Source organism: Adlercreutzia equolifaciens DSM 19450, from assembly GCF_000478885.1.
In the GTDB taxonomy this organism is placed as follows: Bacteria; Actinomycetota; Coriobacteriia; order Coriobacteriales; family Eggerthellaceae; genus Adlercreutzia; species Adlercreutzia equolifaciens.
The window spans coordinates 520273-537624 of record NC_022567.1 but is presented as its reverse complement, the minus strand read 5'-3'; the positions used below and the strand labels follow the sequence as shown (position 1 = coordinate 537624).

General features: G+C 63.0%; 15 protein-coding genes. All 15 read right to left on the bottom strand.

Annotated elements, in window-relative coordinates:
• Nucleotides 1–97 precede the first annotated feature (97 nt).
• The 15 genes from AEQU_RS01860 to AEQU_RS01795 all read right to left on the bottom strand — a co-directional run bounded on the left by AEQU_RS01860 (nt 98) and on the right by AEQU_RS01795 (nt 17238).
• The gene (locus AEQU_RS01860) at nt 98–874 is read right to left on the bottom strand and encodes a hypothetical protein (RefSeq protein WP_022739225.1); all 777 of its coding nucleotides are present in this window, start codon (nt 872–874) and stop codon (nt 98–100) included.
• A complete protein-coding gene (locus tag AEQU_RS01855; RefSeq protein ID WP_022739224.1) occupies nt 871–1749 on the bottom strand; it encodes a HipA domain-containing protein in 879 nt (292 codons plus the stop codon). Before AEQU_RS01855 ends, AEQU_RS01860 begins: the two co-directional genes overlap by 4 nt.
• A gap of 259 nt (nt 1750–2008) precedes the next feature.
• Nucleotides 2009–3250: a hypothetical protein gene (locus tag AEQU_RS01850; RefSeq protein ID WP_022739223.1), complete on the bottom strand. Its 1242-nt coding sequence runs from the start codon at nt 3248–3250 to the stop codon at nt 2009–2011.
• Between the two features lie 34 nt (nt 3251–3284).
• The gene (locus AEQU_RS01845) at nt 3285–5042 is read right to left on the bottom strand and encodes an AAA family ATPase (RefSeq protein ID WP_022739222.1); all 1758 of its coding nucleotides are present in this window, start codon (nt 5040–5042) and stop codon (nt 3285–3287) included.
• 76 nt (nt 5043–5118) lie between these two features.
• Nucleotides 5119–5565: a type II toxin-antitoxin system VapC family toxin gene (locus AEQU_RS01840; protein ID WP_022739221.1), complete on the bottom strand. Its 447-nt coding sequence runs from the start codon at nt 5563–5565 to the stop codon at nt 5119–5121.
• Nucleotides 5549–5848: a hypothetical protein gene (locus AEQU_RS12435; protein ID WP_144079455.1), complete on the bottom strand. Its 300-nt coding sequence runs from the start codon at nt 5846–5848 to the stop codon at nt 5549–5551. The genes AEQU_RS01840 and AEQU_RS12435 overlap by 17 nt, the downstream gene beginning before the upstream one ends.
• Nucleotides 5849–5946: 98 nt before the next feature.
• Entirely contained in the window at nt 5947–7656 is a 1710-nt protein-coding gene (locus AEQU_RS01835) for a helix-turn-helix transcriptional regulator (protein ID WP_022739220.1), read from the bottom strand.
• A 174-nt stretch (nt 7657–7830) separates the two neighbouring features.
• Nucleotides 7831–8700: a 4Fe-4S binding protein gene (locus AEQU_RS01830; protein WP_022739216.1), complete on the bottom strand. Its 870-nt coding sequence runs from the start codon at nt 8698–8700 to the stop codon at nt 7831–7833.
• A 4-nt stretch (nt 8701–8704) separates the two neighbouring features.
• Entirely contained in the window at nt 8705–9331 is a 627-nt protein-coding gene (locus AEQU_RS01825) for a 4Fe-4S dicluster domain-containing protein (RefSeq protein ID WP_022739212.1), read from the bottom strand.
• Nucleotides 9328–10110, bottom strand: a complete 783-nt coding sequence (locus AEQU_RS01820; protein WP_022739209.1) for a TorD/DmsD family molecular chaperone — start codon at nt 10108–10110, stop codon at nt 9328–9330. The genes AEQU_RS01825 and AEQU_RS01820 overlap by 4 nt, the downstream gene beginning before the upstream one ends.
• 65 nt (nt 10111–10175) lie before the next feature.
• Entirely contained in the window at nt 10176–10988 is an 813-nt protein-coding gene (locus AEQU_RS01815) for a DmsC/YnfH family molybdoenzyme membrane anchor subunit (protein WP_022739206.1), read from the bottom strand.
• A 9-nt stretch (nt 10989–10997) separates the two neighbouring features.
• Nucleotides 10998–11624 (bottom strand): 4Fe-4S dicluster domain-containing protein, encoded by a 627-nt coding sequence (locus AEQU_RS01810; protein WP_022739203.1) that lies wholly within the window; start codon nt 11622–11624, stop codon nt 10998–11000.
• On the bottom strand, nt 11614–14325 hold the full coding sequence (locus AEQU_RS01805) for a molybdopterin-containing oxidoreductase family protein (RefSeq protein WP_022739198.1): 2712 nt from the start codon (nt 14323–14325) through the stop codon (nt 11614–11616). Before AEQU_RS01805 ends, AEQU_RS01810 begins: the two co-directional genes overlap by 11 nt.
• A 63-nt stretch (nt 14326–14388) precedes the next feature.
• Nucleotides 14389–15069: a hypothetical protein gene (locus tag AEQU_RS01800; protein WP_022739191.1), complete on the bottom strand. Its 681-nt coding sequence runs from the start codon at nt 15067–15069 to the stop codon at nt 14389–14391.
• Between the two features lie 195 nt (nt 15070–15264).
• Complete coding sequence (locus AEQU_RS01795; RefSeq protein WP_022739184.1) at nt 15265–17238, bottom strand: MDR family MFS transporter; 1974 nt, start codon at nt 17236–17238, stop codon at nt 15265–15267.
• Between the last annotated feature and the right edge of the window lie 114 nt (nt 17239–17352).

The window sequence follows — 17352 nt, the reverse complement described above, 5'->3', positions numbered from 1 at the left end:
CTTACTGAGTGCTAACACCACATTCTACGCAGAAGGAAACCTAAGTCAATACCTATCAAGTTTTCTTTAAGTTTGATCGGACGAGACCCTGAAAGCATCAGCCTTCCTGCTGTTCCCACTCGGCTATGCGACGGTAGAAGGTGGCCTCGCCTACCCCGATGCTCTCGGCCGCCTTCGCAGCGGTCCACTCGTGGGCGCGGTAACGGGCAATGGCCTCGCGGAGCATCAGCTCGTCGACGGGCTTCCGTCGGCGCCCCGGGCGAGCCGCAGGCCCTCCGCCTCTCGTCTCGGCCCGCCTCCCCCGTGACGCCTTCTCATGCAGCAGCATGAAGCTCTCGTAGAGAACCTTCCGCTCGGCGCCGCCCAAGGGCTCGCCCTCGCATTCCACGGCATCGCCGGCGCACAGGGCAGCAAGTACCGAGCCAACGGCCTGGGGCGAGTTCGCCGCAGACGCAACAGCCTCCTCCATCCCCAGGACACCAGGGGCACCTTCGGGCACTGCGCGGAAGTACAGCTTGTCGCCGATATAGCGCCGGGGGGAGCGGACGAGCCATTCGAGGGGATCCCAATAGTCCATCCCGCATTCATCCAGCAACGACCAAAGGTCCTCACGATTGGCCATGGGCGCGCGGTCGGCAATAAGGGTGGGCGTGCGGTTATCGCGCTCGTAGCACGTCTTGCGCACCGACAAATCGAACCCGGGAATACCCTGGAAATCCGAGGAATCCAGCAGGTCGATCACCTCGTAGTTCGGTTCCAGCTCGTAGCGGAAGGTTTCGTCCTCCCTCATGATGTAGCGCATCAGCGCCACCACGTAGGTAAAGCCGCCGCGACCGTCAAGGCAGAGCTGGGCGGCAGTAACCGACTCTCTCACAGAAACCTCCTTCCGAGCGAAGCCCAGGACGATTCCAGGATGCCATGGTAGCGAGCTTGAATCATGTGACGATAGAACGCACGATGACACTCGCTGATTGGCATTTCGCCCACAAGCGCCTCGATACGTTCCAGCTGAATACGGCCCATGACCTCCTCGAGGGCGCGGTTGCACTCGGGGAAAGCGAGGCTGTTTATCACCTCGTAATAGGAGCTCTTCCTTCCCCGCAGCTTAATCTGCGACAGAGGGAATCCGTACACGCGCTTGGCCGTCTCCTCGGGAGATGTCACAATGGAAGCCATCTCGTCCTCGTCGGTCATATTGGGGAAGAGGCAGGATCCGTTGTCGAAAACGGGCGCCAGCGCATACGCATTGTCCCGCTTGATGAAGCCCCAGTTCATGCCGTGGCGATCGAAATTGCCCAGCAGGGCGTCCACGATGAACATCTCCCAGAACATCGAGATCGTTTCGGCAACGTCGGTGAGCTTTGAGTTGTCGCGCAGCATGCGCATGATGTCCTCGTAGTCGTACTGGTAGGATTCCTTGTCCTCGTCCAGGGTGCTCTCCCCCACATCGTTGAAGGGGACGAACTGCTTCCCATCGGCCACGAAGCTCTTGCAGGCAACTACTTCCTCACCGTGGCGCAATCCGAGAAACACCTTCTGGGTTGGATACCCCAAGACCTCGAAGATGCGCGAGCCCAGATATTCCGAAAGATGGTTGTTCCGCATGCCGAAGGGGGTGCGCTTGCGGAACTTCAGCATATATTCGCAGGGGCGACCACCGCCGTTCGGCACCAGAATCGCTTCCTTGCGCTCCGAGCCGCCGTATTGCACGTCGCTCGCAGGATATATCGAGAAGTCGATGAGCTCCATAGCTGTTCCTATCAAAATTAGGTTTTCATTTTGATAGGAAAAGTATAGACATACTCTATCAAAATTAAAACCTCATTTTGATAGAGTAGCTCGTTTCACGCACTCACAAGACATTTGCAACAGCCTGTTGCAATATTTAAAGCTGAAACTTTGCCAACCCTCTTCGTCTCATTGGACAATATTGCACACAGTGTGTGCAATATCACTTCATCAAGTTCGCCATCGATGCCCAGCGCGAAGCCCGCAAGAATCATTTCAACTAGCGAACCTTGATCTCGGCCTCATCCAGAGCCATCTCATACGAGAAGCCCGATCTTGCGCTCAGAACTACCGCCGACTCGTCTTTCCATTTTAGGGATCCCACGTATTCGTACGGAAGCCCCCAGGAGGCACGTGGCAAGCCAGTTACAACATCCTCGCTCTTCAAAAGCGCCCCATCTTTGCTAAACACCGACAAATTAACGACCAGATCATCGGTCGTATAATGCACCTTCACCTGAGCGCGCTTTCTCTTCCGCGACATTTTTTGTAGCCAAATCACATCATCAGGCAATCCCGCCTCCGCGAACCTGCGGCATCCCTCTTGAACAAATCGCACAGGGTATCCGACGCTCTCCAGTATTTCCAACCCCGACAGCACCATGTCCAATATCGCCACTTTACGCTCGTGGTTAGGAAGAGGAAATACGCTGAATGGATTGAACGGCACCCAAACCTCAAGGATTTTATCGCAAAGAAGCGGGGCTCTGCACTCTTCGACACTTTGCTCGCAGCAGAAGATAATACGATAGGAACAGAACTTGAAGGGGTCGCTCAAGCGAATGACATTATCGAAAACACATTGGGCCATTTGCGCAAATCGCGAAGATCGAGCCCTGCTGTACTGAGCAATATCAATTCGTCGGGCATCGGCGAGGGAGCATCCCTCGCGCGCCGCAATACGTTTGACGTTTCTTTCGTCGACGCCCCCGTTCCAGTCTACCATCAAGTCATCCATGCGCGAGCGATAGGAGGCCGAAAAAGCCTGCGCCCGAGCATCGTCCCATAGACCTTCTGGAAACACTTTAGACCTATCAGAAAAAGCGATCTCCATCCCCAACATCCGAGACACGTCTCCGCAAAGACCTATGGCCTTCGGCAGCGGTTTTTCTAGATCGTACTTCGGATCGATGCGCCCAATAACCTTGAATCCCGCCTTGTTTCGACGGGTATAAGTACCCACCGTTATCCGCTCAACGGTGCCTTCGTACGAATCGTCTTTCTCGCAATAATCAAGTTTCCTGAAACGTCGAAATAGATCCGGCCGCCTGAAGTCTATTTCATCCATATGGGGACAGTGATCGAAAGCAAACGGCGTCACCCCAATATCGCACATGGGGAGAAACCCTTCCTCGGGCTCATGAAGCCGCAACACCACTGCGACACCGTAAACGCCCTCAGCCGGCTCCGTCACAATCACATCGCCGAGTTCGAAAAGGGAACTTTGCGCCATTTTCTGCATTGCCGCAGCTCCTCCCTAATCAGCAGGCAGCTCTTCAAACGACTTCACAGGCTACGGCCGCTGATTTGCCGGCGAAGGCGATGCCGTAGCGGATCGAGCCGGCCGCTTCCGCGGCGGCGTCGTAGGCGCGCTCGTCAATTTGCGCCAGCGCTTGGCGTGCCGCCAGTTCCAAATCGGTCGGCTGCTCGGCATGCTTCAGCTCAAAAGTGATCAGCGGGTTGCGAGCGGGATCCGCCGGAGTCAGCTGCACGTCGAAGCGTCCGCGCCCCGCTTCGCGATTCGAGACGGGGGCGCTATAGCCGGGCACGTTGAACAGAAGGCCCATCATGAGCATGTGATAGCTGTTCTCGGAAACAAGGTCGTGGAAGCTCGCGCAATTCAAAAGCACGCTTTCCAATTCCTCGGCGAAAGCAACGGCATCGCCCGACACGAGCGCTCTGTGCAGGTCGTCGAGCGCGTCGCGGCCGCCGGCAACCTGGGCGAAGCGACCGGTGATCTCAGAGGCATAGAGCTTGGCGACCTCGCGATTGGGTATGCGCAGAGGACGCAGGCGGTCGACATCGCCCGGCAGGGCCGTATCGTCAGTCGTGAGATACCCGGCAAGGTACAGCATCGACCATACCGCCTGCGGTGCCACCGCCAAGTCGGAGAACACGACGCGGGTATCCAGGGGCGCTCGCACGGCGCCGTCGGGCTCCGCAAGCGCGTAGAGACGCTTCAGCATCTTATCATCGGCGCCCGAAACAAGACCGCCCAGCACCGAGTTCGATGACGTGTTGCCCCAATAGACATCGGGCGCGCAACCGTTACCGAAGTAATTGAGAACGCTCCACGGATTATATACGTCGACGTCGCCGAAGCGGTAACCGTCGTACCACTCGCGCGCCTGAGACACACTGCTCGCGCTTCCCACATACTCGGCAAGCGCCTCTACTTCTGCTTGTGTGAACCCGAAGCGCTCATCGGAGGCGACGTTCAGAGGCGTATCGACTTGCAAGTTGTTCAGGTCGGAGAAGATCGACTCCTTGGATATGCGCTGCACGCCCGTCAGTACGGCGAAGGCCAGCGCATCGTTGCTCTTGAGGGCACCCGTAAGCCAGCGCTTGAGGAACGACACCACCTCATCGTAGCAGCCGCTCTCATGGGCAGCCATTACGGGCGCATCGTACTCGTCGATGAGCACGACCACCGACTGCCCATAGTGTTGCTGCAAAAGTATCGTCAGCCTTAGTAGCGAGCGTCCCAGCTGACCTATCTCGGCACGACCTGAGGCAAGTTGGCCGAATGCGTCCTTGTCGAACTCGCTCAGTCGATCGCTCTCTAGGAGATAGTCGTGTCGGTTACACTCCTCAGCCACCGCATCGGAGAACCAGCTGATGAAATCAGGATAACTCACGCTCTTCAAGTTGTTGAGCGTGAACCGCACAACCGGATAAGCGCCCTGATGGGCCCGGTAGTGCCCATCGCGGGCGTCCCATATGGCCAGCCCCTCGAACAGATCGGCATAGCTCTTTCCCTCATCGACCCCGACGGGGATCTCGAAGAAGCGCTGCAGCATGGAGAGATTGAGCGACTTGCCGAACCGACGCGGCCGGCAGAACAGCGTAACCGCCGGACCCTTGTCGAGCACGTCGGCGATGAGCATCGTCTTGTCGATGAACACCGAGGTCTCGGCCACGCTGGCGAAGCGATCGTTGCCGATGGGCAGTATCTTGTTGCCCGCCCGGTCGGACAGGCGCACGTCGCCTTTCCGGAACACGCCGTCTTCGAACACGCCCGCCGCCTCAGCCATCGCCGCGCCTCCTTTCCCGCATCGTCTTTCGCGCCATTATACGCCATCATGATCGGCTCCAGCGCAGTGCTACGCCCTAAAGCTGAACCTCACCGTAGTCGAGGCTGTGCTCTTCGCGCATGACGTTAAGCCACGCATCCGGGGACACCGCCGGAACCGTTGATCGCGCGAATCCCTTGGCGTCGCGAGTGATGAGATAGTCGGCCCCCACCCTCTCGGCGGCAAGGGCAATCAGGCAATCCTCGAGGTCGTCCCAGCCGAGACGCGCCGCTCTCTCAAGGGAGGCGCCCGTAAGATCTACCGGCTCAATCACCGTGAGAGCTTTCAGAATCGCCGCCTGCAGCCGCGCCGAATCAACATAGCGGCTCAGGACGTAGAAGGCATCGACGACAGACTGGGAAGGAACCCACAGCCGAGCATCACCAAAGAACCCGGCGATGACTACTTTCTGAGCTGAGAGGAAAAACGGCTCCTTGCGGCCCAGGTAGTCGATGAGCACATTGGTATCAAGCAAGAGATTCATAGCGCCCTCGCTTTCCATCCCTCACAAGAGCGCGATAATCGCCATCGGGCGCCTCTCCCCTCCAATCGACATCGAGTGTCGAAGCGGCCAGAAAGGCATCTAACTCCTCCCGGCTCGGCCGAGAAGAAGGAGCAGTCGTCGGCAGCTCCCGTCTCTCAAGAAGATAGTCGAAAGCACTGTTGATAAGATCGGACGTGTTCGCCCCCAGAGAAGCCAGCACGCCCTTCGAGGCATCTTTCTTCGCCTGCGGAACCCGCGCACTCACAAGAACACTTTCTGCCATAACAACCTCCCATCGAATATGTTATACGTATAACATATTCGATGGGAGACGGTCAAGGGCAGAGGGGATCTAATCGCAAGCTCCCTAAGGCCCAGCATCTAGCGCTCGCGGTCGATGAGGTCGATGAGCTCCTGGCGGGAGTGGACGTCGGTCTTCACGTAAATGTGGCGAATATGGGACTTCGCCGTGTTGAAGGAGATAGTGAGGTTCTGGGCGATGTAGTCGATGGAGCGGCCGCGCACGAGAAGATCGAACACGTCGCGCTCCCGGGGCGAGAGCCCGTAGTGCTCGGCCACCGCATCGCAGCGCATGCGATAAGGGCCGGAACGCCGCTCCCCCGCCGCAGCACCTCCCGGACTGCCGTCGGCAAGGGAGGCACCAGCTCCGCCCATCTCGCCGACTTCGCCCATCTCGCTGGCCCCGCTACGGCCGGTTCCGCCATCCCAGGCACCCTCGCCGTCAGCCGCGCTCCTGCGATCCTCGGCACCTCGCCGGTCGGCGAACGCCGCCTCCCCTGCCGATCCTGCGCCTTGCGCCGGTACCTCCGCGGCATCGCCGCGGATTCGCTCCTCCGGACGCAGCGCGTCGCCGATCAGGCGATCATTCAGCACCAACATGGAGACCACCAAAAGCGCAAAGACCATGGCCACCGAGATAACCTCCAAGGACAAGCTGCCATCGCCCTGGCTGCGCACGATTTCCAAGCCCGCCAGCCACCCGAAGGTCGTCCCCAAAGCCGAGGCCCCGCGGCCCAAGCCGAACACGAGTATCGGGGAAAGCCGCGACGAGTAGGCCACATAGGCCAGCAGACACCAGATCACCAGCACGAAGCAGTTGTAGGCCACCGTAATGAACTGGCTGCCGAAACCCGTTCCGCCCAGGAGGGGTGTCACGAGAATGCCGGCCGCCACGGCAATGATGATGGGATAGTACAGGCGGCTCACATCGAACTGGCGGCGCAGCAGCCCCACCACCACGAACAGCACCCCGGCCACTACCGCAGTGCTGAAGATGATGAGCGCGCCGTCGGCGTTCAGCGAGCTGATGGAGGAATGGGGCACGGAAAACCCGCGCGAGACGCCCACCACGACGGAGAAGACCGCCACGGCCACGAGCAGCCTCACGAAGAACCTCCGCAGGGGAACCGGACCCTCGGGGCGTCCGCCCTCGCCCTCATCCGACCATTCGGGATTGGTCAGCGTAGAGACCACGGCCAGAACGGGAAGAAGGGCCGTGAACACCATGCCCACCGGATCGGGCAGCCCCACGGCCATGAAGTAGATCATGGCGGCGAACACGAAGGACGCCGCCGTGTACATAGCGGCCTCGCGCGCCGGCGCCTTCGAGTAGACGACGCCGAACCTCAGCACGATGACCGACGTGCCCGCCCCGGTCAGCGCGGCGCTCACGATAAGGTAGAGGTTCGCATCGGCGCCCAGGCTAGACGATGCGTAGGTGCCCACCGTGGCCGCGCCCACCACCACCGCCACCGCAATGAGGAGCAGGTTGCTGCCCACGAGCCGCCGCGTGAGAGGGCGCACGAGCGAGAGCAGGACGAGGGCGACGCCCAGGGCAAGCGTCGAGACCAGATAGGTGAGGGAAATGGTGTCAGGGGGCAAGTCGGAGGCGGCGGAGGGGAACACGAGCACGTTGCTGTTGTACGACACCCAGATCCACGCGTAGTAAAAGCCGAAGCCCACCAGCTTAAGGGCGGGCCACTGCTCCTCTATGGTCATGCCGAGGCGGGTCGGCGCCAACTCGCTGTTGGACGCGAACGCCTCCTGATTATCACCGAACCGCTTGAGCATGCGCTTCCCCCATAATCGGCGGCCCGCCGTCCCCAAGGCCGCACTGTCAACTGAAGAACGGGCGTCGCCGTCCCATTCGTTCCACGGCTCATATTGTATACCCTCGGCTATTGGCACAACATTCCCCCTGTTCGAATTCTCACGGCGGCTGAATCGGCTCCCTCCGCCCCTCTCCTAGCCCTCAGCGCCCACGGCATCCTCATCGGCCTCTTGCGCCGCCGAGGCGACGGGCAGCCCGGCCTTCTCCGTGCGTGCCAAGAGCGGGAAGCTGATGGCATGGGCCGGGCAGGCGTCCCTGCACTCGCCGCACTTGGTGCACTCCGCCAGGGAAACCGACGCTTCGGGATGATGCAGGTCAATCCCCTCGGGGCACACGTCGGCGCACCGCGAGCAGCTGGCGCCCGAGCAATGCAGGCAGGACTCGGCGGCCACCGTCGGACGGAACGTGCGGTTCAACCGCGCCATGAGGCCCAGCAGGGCGCCCAGGGGGCAGAAGCGGTGGCACCATTTTCGCAAGAGCACGATCTCCGCCACGAGGATGACGGGGAACACCACGAGCGACAGCGTCGCCTCGCTGAACTGGAGCAGGCGCCAAAGGGCGATGAAGGTGGCCACGGAAAGGCCCACGGGGCAGATGAGGCAGAACACCGGGAACCCGAAGGCGGCCGTGGTGAGCACCGTGGCCCCGAGCACCCAGTTGCGCGAGTCGTTGGCCCCGTCGCGCTCGGCCGGCGTCGGCTTGTCGGCCTTCCGCTCCTTGATGCCGAAGACCCGGCGCAGCAAGGGCACGGGACAGCCCCAAGCGCAGAAGGCACGACCCGCCAGGGCCACGAGAACCGCAACGATGACCAGGCCGATCAGCAGCGGCGGCACGATGGTGCGCGAGGCGATGGCAGCCTCAACGGCCCCCAACGGGCAGATGGCGGCGATGTCGCCAATGCCCCAGGCCGACGGCGTTCCCGTGCCCGTATGCACGGCGAGTCCCACGCCGACCAGGCCCAAAAGGCCGACGGCGGCTATAGTGCGCTTCGTCTTCAACTTCATGGGCCTACACCCCCATCTCGCTGCCGTCTTCCACCACCGTGCGCCCGAGCTGGCCGGCTGCCTCGGGAGGCACCACCACGATGCCCCGCCGCGTACCGCCGGCAAAGGTCCCGTACACGAGCGCCGTGCACTCGAACTCGCACTGGCCGCAGCCGTTGCACGCGTCGCCGTCCACCACCGGATGGCCGTCGACGAAGGCCAGCGCGTCGAAGGCGCAGGAGTCCTCGCAGACCGTGCAGCCCTGGAAATAGGACAGGCAGCGGTCCTTCTGCACCACCGCCACGCCCAGCTTCTCGGCCGTCTCGTCGAAGGATCTCAGCGCGCCGGTGGGGCACACCTCGATGCACTTGCCGCAAAAATCGCAGTAGCCCTTGTGGAAGTCGAGCACCGGCGTGCGCGCCCGCAGAAAGCCGTCGCCCACCGAGGCCACGGCCACTGCTCCCGTGGGGCAAGCGCTGCGGCAGCGATCGCACTTGAGGCAGGCGGCCGCAAGGGCGCGCTCGTCCTGGCCGCCCGGCGGACGCAACAGCTCGCCCTCCCCCGCAAAGGCCACGCCGGCCCCGCCCACGCCCGCGCCCACGGCGCAGACCGCTGCCAGGCCGACGAAGCTGCGGCGCGTCATGGCGGTCATGACGCCACCGCGCCTTCCGCGGCGGATGGAGTGCCCTCGCAGGCGCCATCCCAGGCCGGGCGAATCTCATCCACTGCGGCACCGAGGGAGAGCGCCGCGGCGACCTCGTCGAAGAAGGCCGCCTCCGACTCCACGTACCCGCGCGTCATCTGGGCGACGCCGCGGTAGAAATCGGTCTCGGCGAACTCGTCCACGGCCTCGCACAGAGCCGGCAGCCAGTTCTGCTGATGGTGCACGAAGAAGCTGCGGGCCAGCGACACCGCGTCCGCCAGCGACACCGCGTCATCCCCGTCAAGGGCCTCGTTCGCGCGGTCCGCGAGGACTGCGGCGAACTGCAGCTCGAAGCCGAGATGGTCTTCGGGGGTCGTGTTGTCGGCAGGCAGATCGAGGCCGCCCCGCCGGTAGTAGGTCACCGCGCCGTCGCGGGCATCCTGCATGAGGATGCGCTCCTCGCTCGTGAACACCGACTCGTAGGGCGGCGCCAGAATGCGGTCGTAGCTGCCGGCGCCGAGGAACACGCGCGCGTAGTCGACGGCCAGCTCCTGGCGGGTGCCGCCGTGGCGATGGCGAAGATACTCCTTGATGGCGCGCAGCCCCTCGTCGATGGCCGTGCCATCGCCGGCAATCTCGATATGGGCGAATGCCTCGATCTGCTCGTCGGTGAGCTCGTACAGGTACAAGCTGGCAAGGAATCGGCAGAAGGCGGCGCGCGTCTCATTGGCCTCGCGCATTTCCTGGATGGCAGCCTCGTCGAGGGCGATGCGGTTGGTCTGGTCCATAGGGCAACTCCTTGGGAAGGGCCGCCCGGCCGGGAGGGGAAGACCGGGCGGCGGGAACAGTGAGGCTAGATGCTCACACCGAACAGCGACATCAGCGCGATGGACGCGGTCCACATGAGCACGCGGTAGGCGACCGCCCCGATGAACGCGCCGACGACGGCCACGATGGCCAAAGACAGCGCGCCCTCGGTCTTCTTCATGCCGGCCACGCCGCAGGCCGCGGGCACAACGCCGCCGCAGACAACGACGCCGACCCAGAACAAGATCGCGGAGTCCCCGCCCACGATGCCGGCCAGAAGGCCGTAGGCCAGGGAGGTCACCAACGCCGCGGCCGCGCCGACGAGCGTCTCGGTGGCCGCGAAGGACAGGGCAGCGCCCTCTTCCCTACGGGCGGCGCACAGGAGGTACCACAGGGCCGTGCCCGCAGCGAGCGCCGTGCCCAGGTAGCCCAAGGGCAGCGCAACAGTGTTCCAGGCCAGCTGCGAGGACATCATGTAGGAGGAACCGCACGCATAACTGAAGACGGCGGCCATGGCCACGGCGACGACACCGAGGCCCTTGAGCACCCCTTCGGAGGCGCCGCGCCGATACAGCACGAGGAACGCGACGGCAACCACGACGTCGATGCCGAGGAGCACGGCCTCCAGGAAAATGCCCGGAGCCGGGTGCGCCAGCACGGCCATGATGCGATCGACGTGGGACAGATGGGTCGCCGAGGCGATGCCGCCCACGATGATGAGGACGATGCCCGTGACGACCGCCGGCACAACCGTTTTCTTGGCCAGGCCCTTAAAGGCGTCGAGGCCGGCGCAGGCGACAAGCCACGCCCCCGCCCCCGACAGGGCGGTGAACAGAACGAGGGACCATTGAATTTCCATGGGTGCTCCTTACTCGGCCACCGGGTAGGCAGCCGTATGCGGATGATCGGCCGGCGCGATGCGATCCTGCCATTGGCCGATCATGCTCGTCATGATGTAACGGGTCGCAGGGTGGTTGCCCACGTCCTGCAGGGTGTGGATGTCGCCTTCGGAATACTTGGCCAGCTCCTTGGAGGCGTCGGAGTCAGGGTCGTCCAAATCGCCATAGAAGCGGGCGCCGGCCGCGCAGCTCTTCACGCAGGCAGGCAGCTTGTCCTGGGAGGTGAGATGCCCGCACAGCGTGCACTTCTCGGCGCACTTCTCAGCCGCGTTCCACGAGCGCACGCCGTAGGGGCAGGCCATCATGCAGTACTTGCAGCCGATGCACTTCTCCTTGTCCACCAACACGACGTTGTTCCCGTCGCGGTAGCTGGCGCCCGTGGGGCACACCGACACGCACGGGGCGTTCTCGCACTGCTGGCACATGGTCGGCAGCGCGTAGCGGGTCATGTCGGGATACTCCCCCACCGGGCCCACGGTGAACACCTTCGACCAGCGCTCGCCCAAGGCGACGCCATTCTCCATCTTGCATGCCACCTCGCACCCGAAGCATCCGGTGCAGCGGTCCAGGTTCACAACAATGCAATTACGCGCCATAGTCAAACACATCCTCGGTCTTGTCGCTGGGAGCGGGCATCCAGGGCTGGAACTGCTCGGGTTCGATCCACACGCTCTTCAGGATCTCGTCGTCGCTCGGACTTACCTTCACCTGGAAGCCGCGCAGGGTGTAGGTGCCGTACTCGGGGTTGTAGGGCGGGTCGTTCTTGGTGAGCACGTTGATGTTCATCACCTTGTAGGCCTGGGCCGGGTCGTCGGAATCCAGCAGCTCGGGAGCCCAGAAGCGCTCCTGGTACACGACGCCCTTGGCGATGGCGGTGGTGACGCGGGCCTTGCCGTGGGTCTTGCCGCGGCGGCTCTCGATGTTCACCCACTGGCCGTCGGCGATGCCGTACTTCTCGGCGTCCTCGGGGTGGATCCACATCTCCGGCACCGGGTAGATCTCGCGCAGATAGGGAATGTTGCGCAGGGTGCCGTGGTGGTACATGGGCAGTCGGCCCTCGGTGAGCACGAGCGGGTACTCGGTGTCGGTCAGGGGCGACTCGGCCGGCTCCACGTAGTAGCACAGAGGCTCGTAGTCGGCGCTGGCCGGCGGCAGCACGAGCGGCGCCTCCTCGGCGCACTGGGACCACGGGGCACCGGTGCGGCCCAAGATGATGTTGGACTCGCAGTACACTTCCAGCTTCTTCGACGGCGTGCCGAAGCCCTTGGGCTTGCCGGGATTCTCCTCGTCGTCGGCGAGGTAGGTCTGGTAGGTGCGGTACTCCTCGGGCGTGGCCCACTCGATGACGCCCTTCTCGCAGGCCTCGTCCCAGGTCATATCCAGCTTGTTCAGATGCTGCAGCTGCTTTTCGTACTCGTTCTTGTAGAACGGCGTGGTCATGCAGGCCACCTCGTCGAAGGCCTTGGGGCAGTGGGTGTTGCCGAGCTCCGCGCACTTCTGCACGATCTGGGTCCAGATGATGCCCTCTTCCACGGTCTCGAACAAGTGCGTGACCGCCTGGCGCATGACGATGGTGTTCAGCTGCGGAATGGTGAGGTTCGTCTCCAGCCACTCGGTGGTGGGCAGAAGCAGGTCGGCGCAGAGCACCGAGAACGCCGTCGGGTACATGAAGCACTGCACGATGTAGTCGAGGTTCGGCACGATCTCATCGAGGCAGGAGGAGTTGCCGAGCACCACGTGCTTGTTGCCGGAGCGCTCGATCCACATGTGGATCTGGTAGGGGTCGCCGTCCTTCATGGCCTTGAACACCGAGGGGATGTGCGCCATGTCCCAGCACAAGATGCCCTTGTGCTCGATGGTGCCGCAGCGCTTCATGACCTTCTCCTTGGAGAGCAGGCGGGGCGTGTTGCCCAGCTGGTCCTTGCAGGGGGCCGGCGCGAACTTCTGCAGCATGGTGCCGGGCTTCTCCACATTGCCCATGAGGAACTCGAGGTTCAGCGCGCCCAGGGCGCACTGCTGGGACTGCACGTACTGGTCGATGCACACGCCCTGCATGATGCCGGACTGGCCGTTCGGGTCGGTGTAGATCTCGAGCGCCCGCTCGATTTGCTCGGGATCGAGCCAGCAGACTTCGGCGCCCTTCTCAAGCGTCCACTCCTCGCAGGACTCCTTCAGGAGCTGGCCACCTGTGGCGCACTGCATGCCGTTGACCTCGTAGGTGCCGAACAGCGCCGGGGAGAGCCCCTCGTTCATGGGGAACTCCACGACCACCGGGGCGTTCTTCTCGGGATCCCACACCACGTAGTCGGCATCGGTGCCGGGCAGGCCCGCCTCGGTCGCCTTCAACGTGAGGCGCGTCTCGGGGTTGATGAGGTAGGGCATGTTCGTCCAGGTGCGACAGAAGTCCGCGTCGTACTTCTCATTCTCGAGGATCCAGCGGGTCCAGGTGAGAAGCAGGGCCGCATCGGTCCCGGGGCGAATGGGCAGCCACACCTCGGCCTTGGCGGCGTCCAGGGTGTAGCGGGGGTCGATAACCACGGTGCGCAGGCCCTCCGGGCGGTTGCGCAGCTCGGCCAGAGCGCGGCCGCCGGTAGCCACCGAGGAGTTGGACGGATCGGTACCCCAGAGCACGAGCGAGGTCACCGGACTGTCAGTGTAATAGTAGTCCCAGCCGTTAGAGTCGGAGAACGACAGGTTGTTGGGCTTGCCGGCACCGTAGGCCAGAAGCGAGGCGCCCATGCGGGGCAGGTAGCACTGCGAGCAGCCCGGCTCCCACACGTTGGGAGTGTTGATGGCCTCGCCAAAGCGCTTCACATTCGAGAAATGCGGGTTTCCGCCGCCACCCGTGGAGACGGAGATGGCCTCGGAGCCATACTTGTCGGATATCTCGTTGATCTTGGTCGCGACCTCGGTGAGCGCCTCTTCCCACGAGATGCGCTCCCACTGGTTGGTTCCGCGCTCGCCCACGCGACGCATGGGGTACTTGTTGCGGTTCGGATGATAGAGCGCCTGAATACCGGCGAGGCCCTTGGCGCACACGCCGCCTTGGGACATGGGGCTTTCCGGATTGCCCTCGATCTTCACGACGCGACCGTCCCGCACATGGGCCAGCACGGCACAGTTGGCAATGCAGGCGCGGCAGGACGTCTTGATGATCTTCACATCGGACGCCTCGTCAGCATGGGCCGGATCAACCGCCGTGAGGCTGTCGGCCGCGCTGATGCCCAGCGCTCCCGCCGCTCCCATGGCCGCCGTGGATTTCAGGAATCCGCGACGCGTCATAGTGGCTCGACTCATAAGCCTTCTCCTTCTTCCTCTTGGTTGGTTTGTATGTCTCTGGAACAGATGGCGACCTGAACGCTAGGCCAGCAGTGCGCGCATGCGCCGGCCCGCTTCCGTGGTTCGCCATGTGCCGTCCCACGAGATACCGTCTACGGTCTCCAGCTTGGAGATGAAATAGCCGGGGTAGATCTGCTTGGGGAAGCTGAGAGCCGCATGTCCGGCCAGGGCCTCCTCTATGTCGGCTTTGGAAGCTCCCGTCTCGCAGAGAGCCAGCACGCGGTCGTAGGCATCGCCGTAGCCGTCGGGCTCGGCGGCCAGAAGCTCGCTGAAACGCTTCGCGGGCTCGAGCTCATCCAATACCGCGCGACCGATCTCGGTGGTGCGCAGCAGGTAGTCCACGGGCTGGTCGGGAAGATCGGAGCAGGGGTCGTCAAGAGGATCGCGAGCACCGACATCCTCGCCCCCGTCTGCAGCGTCCACCACCTCGGGAGCCTTGGCGCCGTCCGAGAGCGAGCCATTGGCATCGACGTCCGACTCTTCGGGCACCTCAATGGCCTCCACCGCCCCGCACTTCAGCAGCATGGCATAAAGCGCATGGGGCGTCTGCGTAGTGAGCGCCATAGCTCGAGATCCCGCAAGTGCCTCCTCCGCCTCGCGAAAAGGTCTTTCCTCCAGCGTTTCGCGCAAGCAGCCGAGCAGCGCCAGGGTATTCGCACGATTGGCCAAGAGGGCCTTGCGCACCGCTTCGTAGTTCTCCATGTATCTCTCCTCGCTCTCTTCGGCGATAAGAGCACTCTACCGAGAAGGAGAGCGGGGCCGAAACGCCCGCAATTGATGAAAAACCCGACAATCGTTGGTGAAAAAGCCGTAAAAAGGGCCATCACCCATGGTTGGTGATGGCCCGATGAAGCACCCGTTCAGACTGAAAATTGCGGGTGAGATTGCCGCGCTCCCCTACTTCTCCAGCAGATCGATGGCCTCTACCAGGGAGCGCATGATGTTGCGGCGGGACAAGGAGCCGACGAGCTTGCCGTTTTGCACCACGGGCACCTTCTTGATGCGCTTGGCGGCGAACAGGGCGCACACCTCGTCCACCGGCGTCGTGGCCTCCACGGAGATCACGCGCTTGGTAGCCACGGCCATGACATTGAGGTCCATGAGCTCGCGCAGGCGCGTGGCGGCGTCCTCGTCGTCGATGTAGCGGTAGCCGTTCAGCAGCGTGGAATCGACGAGCGCGATCTCGGTCTTGCCGAGGTAGCTCGCCACGTCGCCGTCGGACACGAAGCCCACCAAGTCGCCAGTGCCGTTCACCACGGGAAGCCCGCTCGTCTGGTTGGCGTTCATAAGGCGGATGACCTCGGCCATGGTGGCGGTGTCGGCCGCGCACACCGGCTCGCGGTTCATCACGTCGGCTGCCGTGTAGGTGTGCTCAGCATCCCATGACTCACCCAGGGTGCCGTCCACGGTCACGCCGTCGAAACCGGCCGCGTAGTCCACGGGCTCCGCACCGCGCTCGGCCGCCGTCACGGCCGCAGCGCCGGGCATCTTCGCCTTGTCGCGCACAAAGAACAGAATGACGAGCGCCGCTACGCCCATCAAAATGAAGGTGGTCATGAAGGCCATGTGATCGCCGAGATAGGCCTGCTCGAGCGGGGCGGCGTCGGGAGCCACGGAAGGCGCCAGCGCCGAGATGGACACCAGCACCGCCGTGCCAAGGGAGGCCGCCACCTGGTTCAACGTATTTGACACACCCTGAGCGTGCTGGATGACGCTGTTGTCGAGCGAGTTCACGCCCCAGGTGTTCAGCGGCGTCATAGTGAACTGCAGGCCCACCACGAGCACCGTATAGGTGATCGTCAGGTTGATGAAGCTGCTGTCGATGCCCAGCCGCGCCAAGCCCGACGCCCCCAGCACCGCCACGATAACGCCAGGAATCACCACGCGGCGCACGCCGAAACGGTCGAACAGACGCCCTGACACAAGACCCATGAACGCGCCGATAAGCGCGCCCGGCAGCATGGCCACGCCCGACATAGTTGCGGAGAATCCAAGCACGCCCTGAATGTAGAGCGGCGTGATGACGCCCGTGCCCATAAGCGCCGCCTGCACGATGACGATAATGACGACCGCTGTGGCGTACTTGCGCGTACGCAGAATGCCCACCTGCAGCATAGGCTCGGGCAATGTCAGCTGGCGCCGCACGTACAGGGCGCACAGCACCAACCCCGCCGCGATGAGCCCCGCAGTGACCGCCATGTTATCGGAGGAGGCGAAGGTAGACAGCCCATACAGCACGCAGACGAGCCCTACCGTGGACAGAACCACCGAAAGCTTGTCAAAGGGGGCGCGCGCGAAGTTGCCGTAGTTTCTCAGCACCACCACAGCCAGCACGATCACCACTACCGACAGCACGGTCACGATAGCGAACAGCGCCCGCCAGCCCACCGAATCCACCAAAAGGCCCGCCACCGAAGGGCCCACGGCCGGAGCAAAGCCAATGATGAGCCCGATGACGCCCATGGCCGTGCCGCGCTTCTCGCGGGGGAACACGAGCAGGATCACCGTGAACACCATGGGCATGGACATGCCGGTGCAGGCGGCCTGCAGCACGCGACCGAGCAGCAGCACCCAGAAGTTCGGCGCCACAGCTGCCGCCAAGCTGCCCGCCGTGAACAGCGCGAAAGCCGAGATGAACAGCTGGCGCGTGGAGAAGCGCCCGATAAGATAAGCCGAAAGCGGAATGACGACCGCTTCCACCAGCGAATAGCCGCTCGTCAGCCACTGCACCGTGGTGGCGTCCACTTGCAAGTCGCCCATGATGGCCGGCAGTGCCGGCGACAACAACGTCTGGTTCAGCACGGCCAAAAGCACGCCCACCAGAAGCACGCCCACCATCACCAGTTCTTTTCTTCCAACACCCAATGCCATGCCGCATCTACCTCGCTCTCGCATCTCGTCCGTGAAAAAGTGAATGTTCTGATGCTATGGGTTCAGCGAAAAAAGAAAAGAGGCCACTCGGTAAGCGGCGAGGAGGCTCCTGCC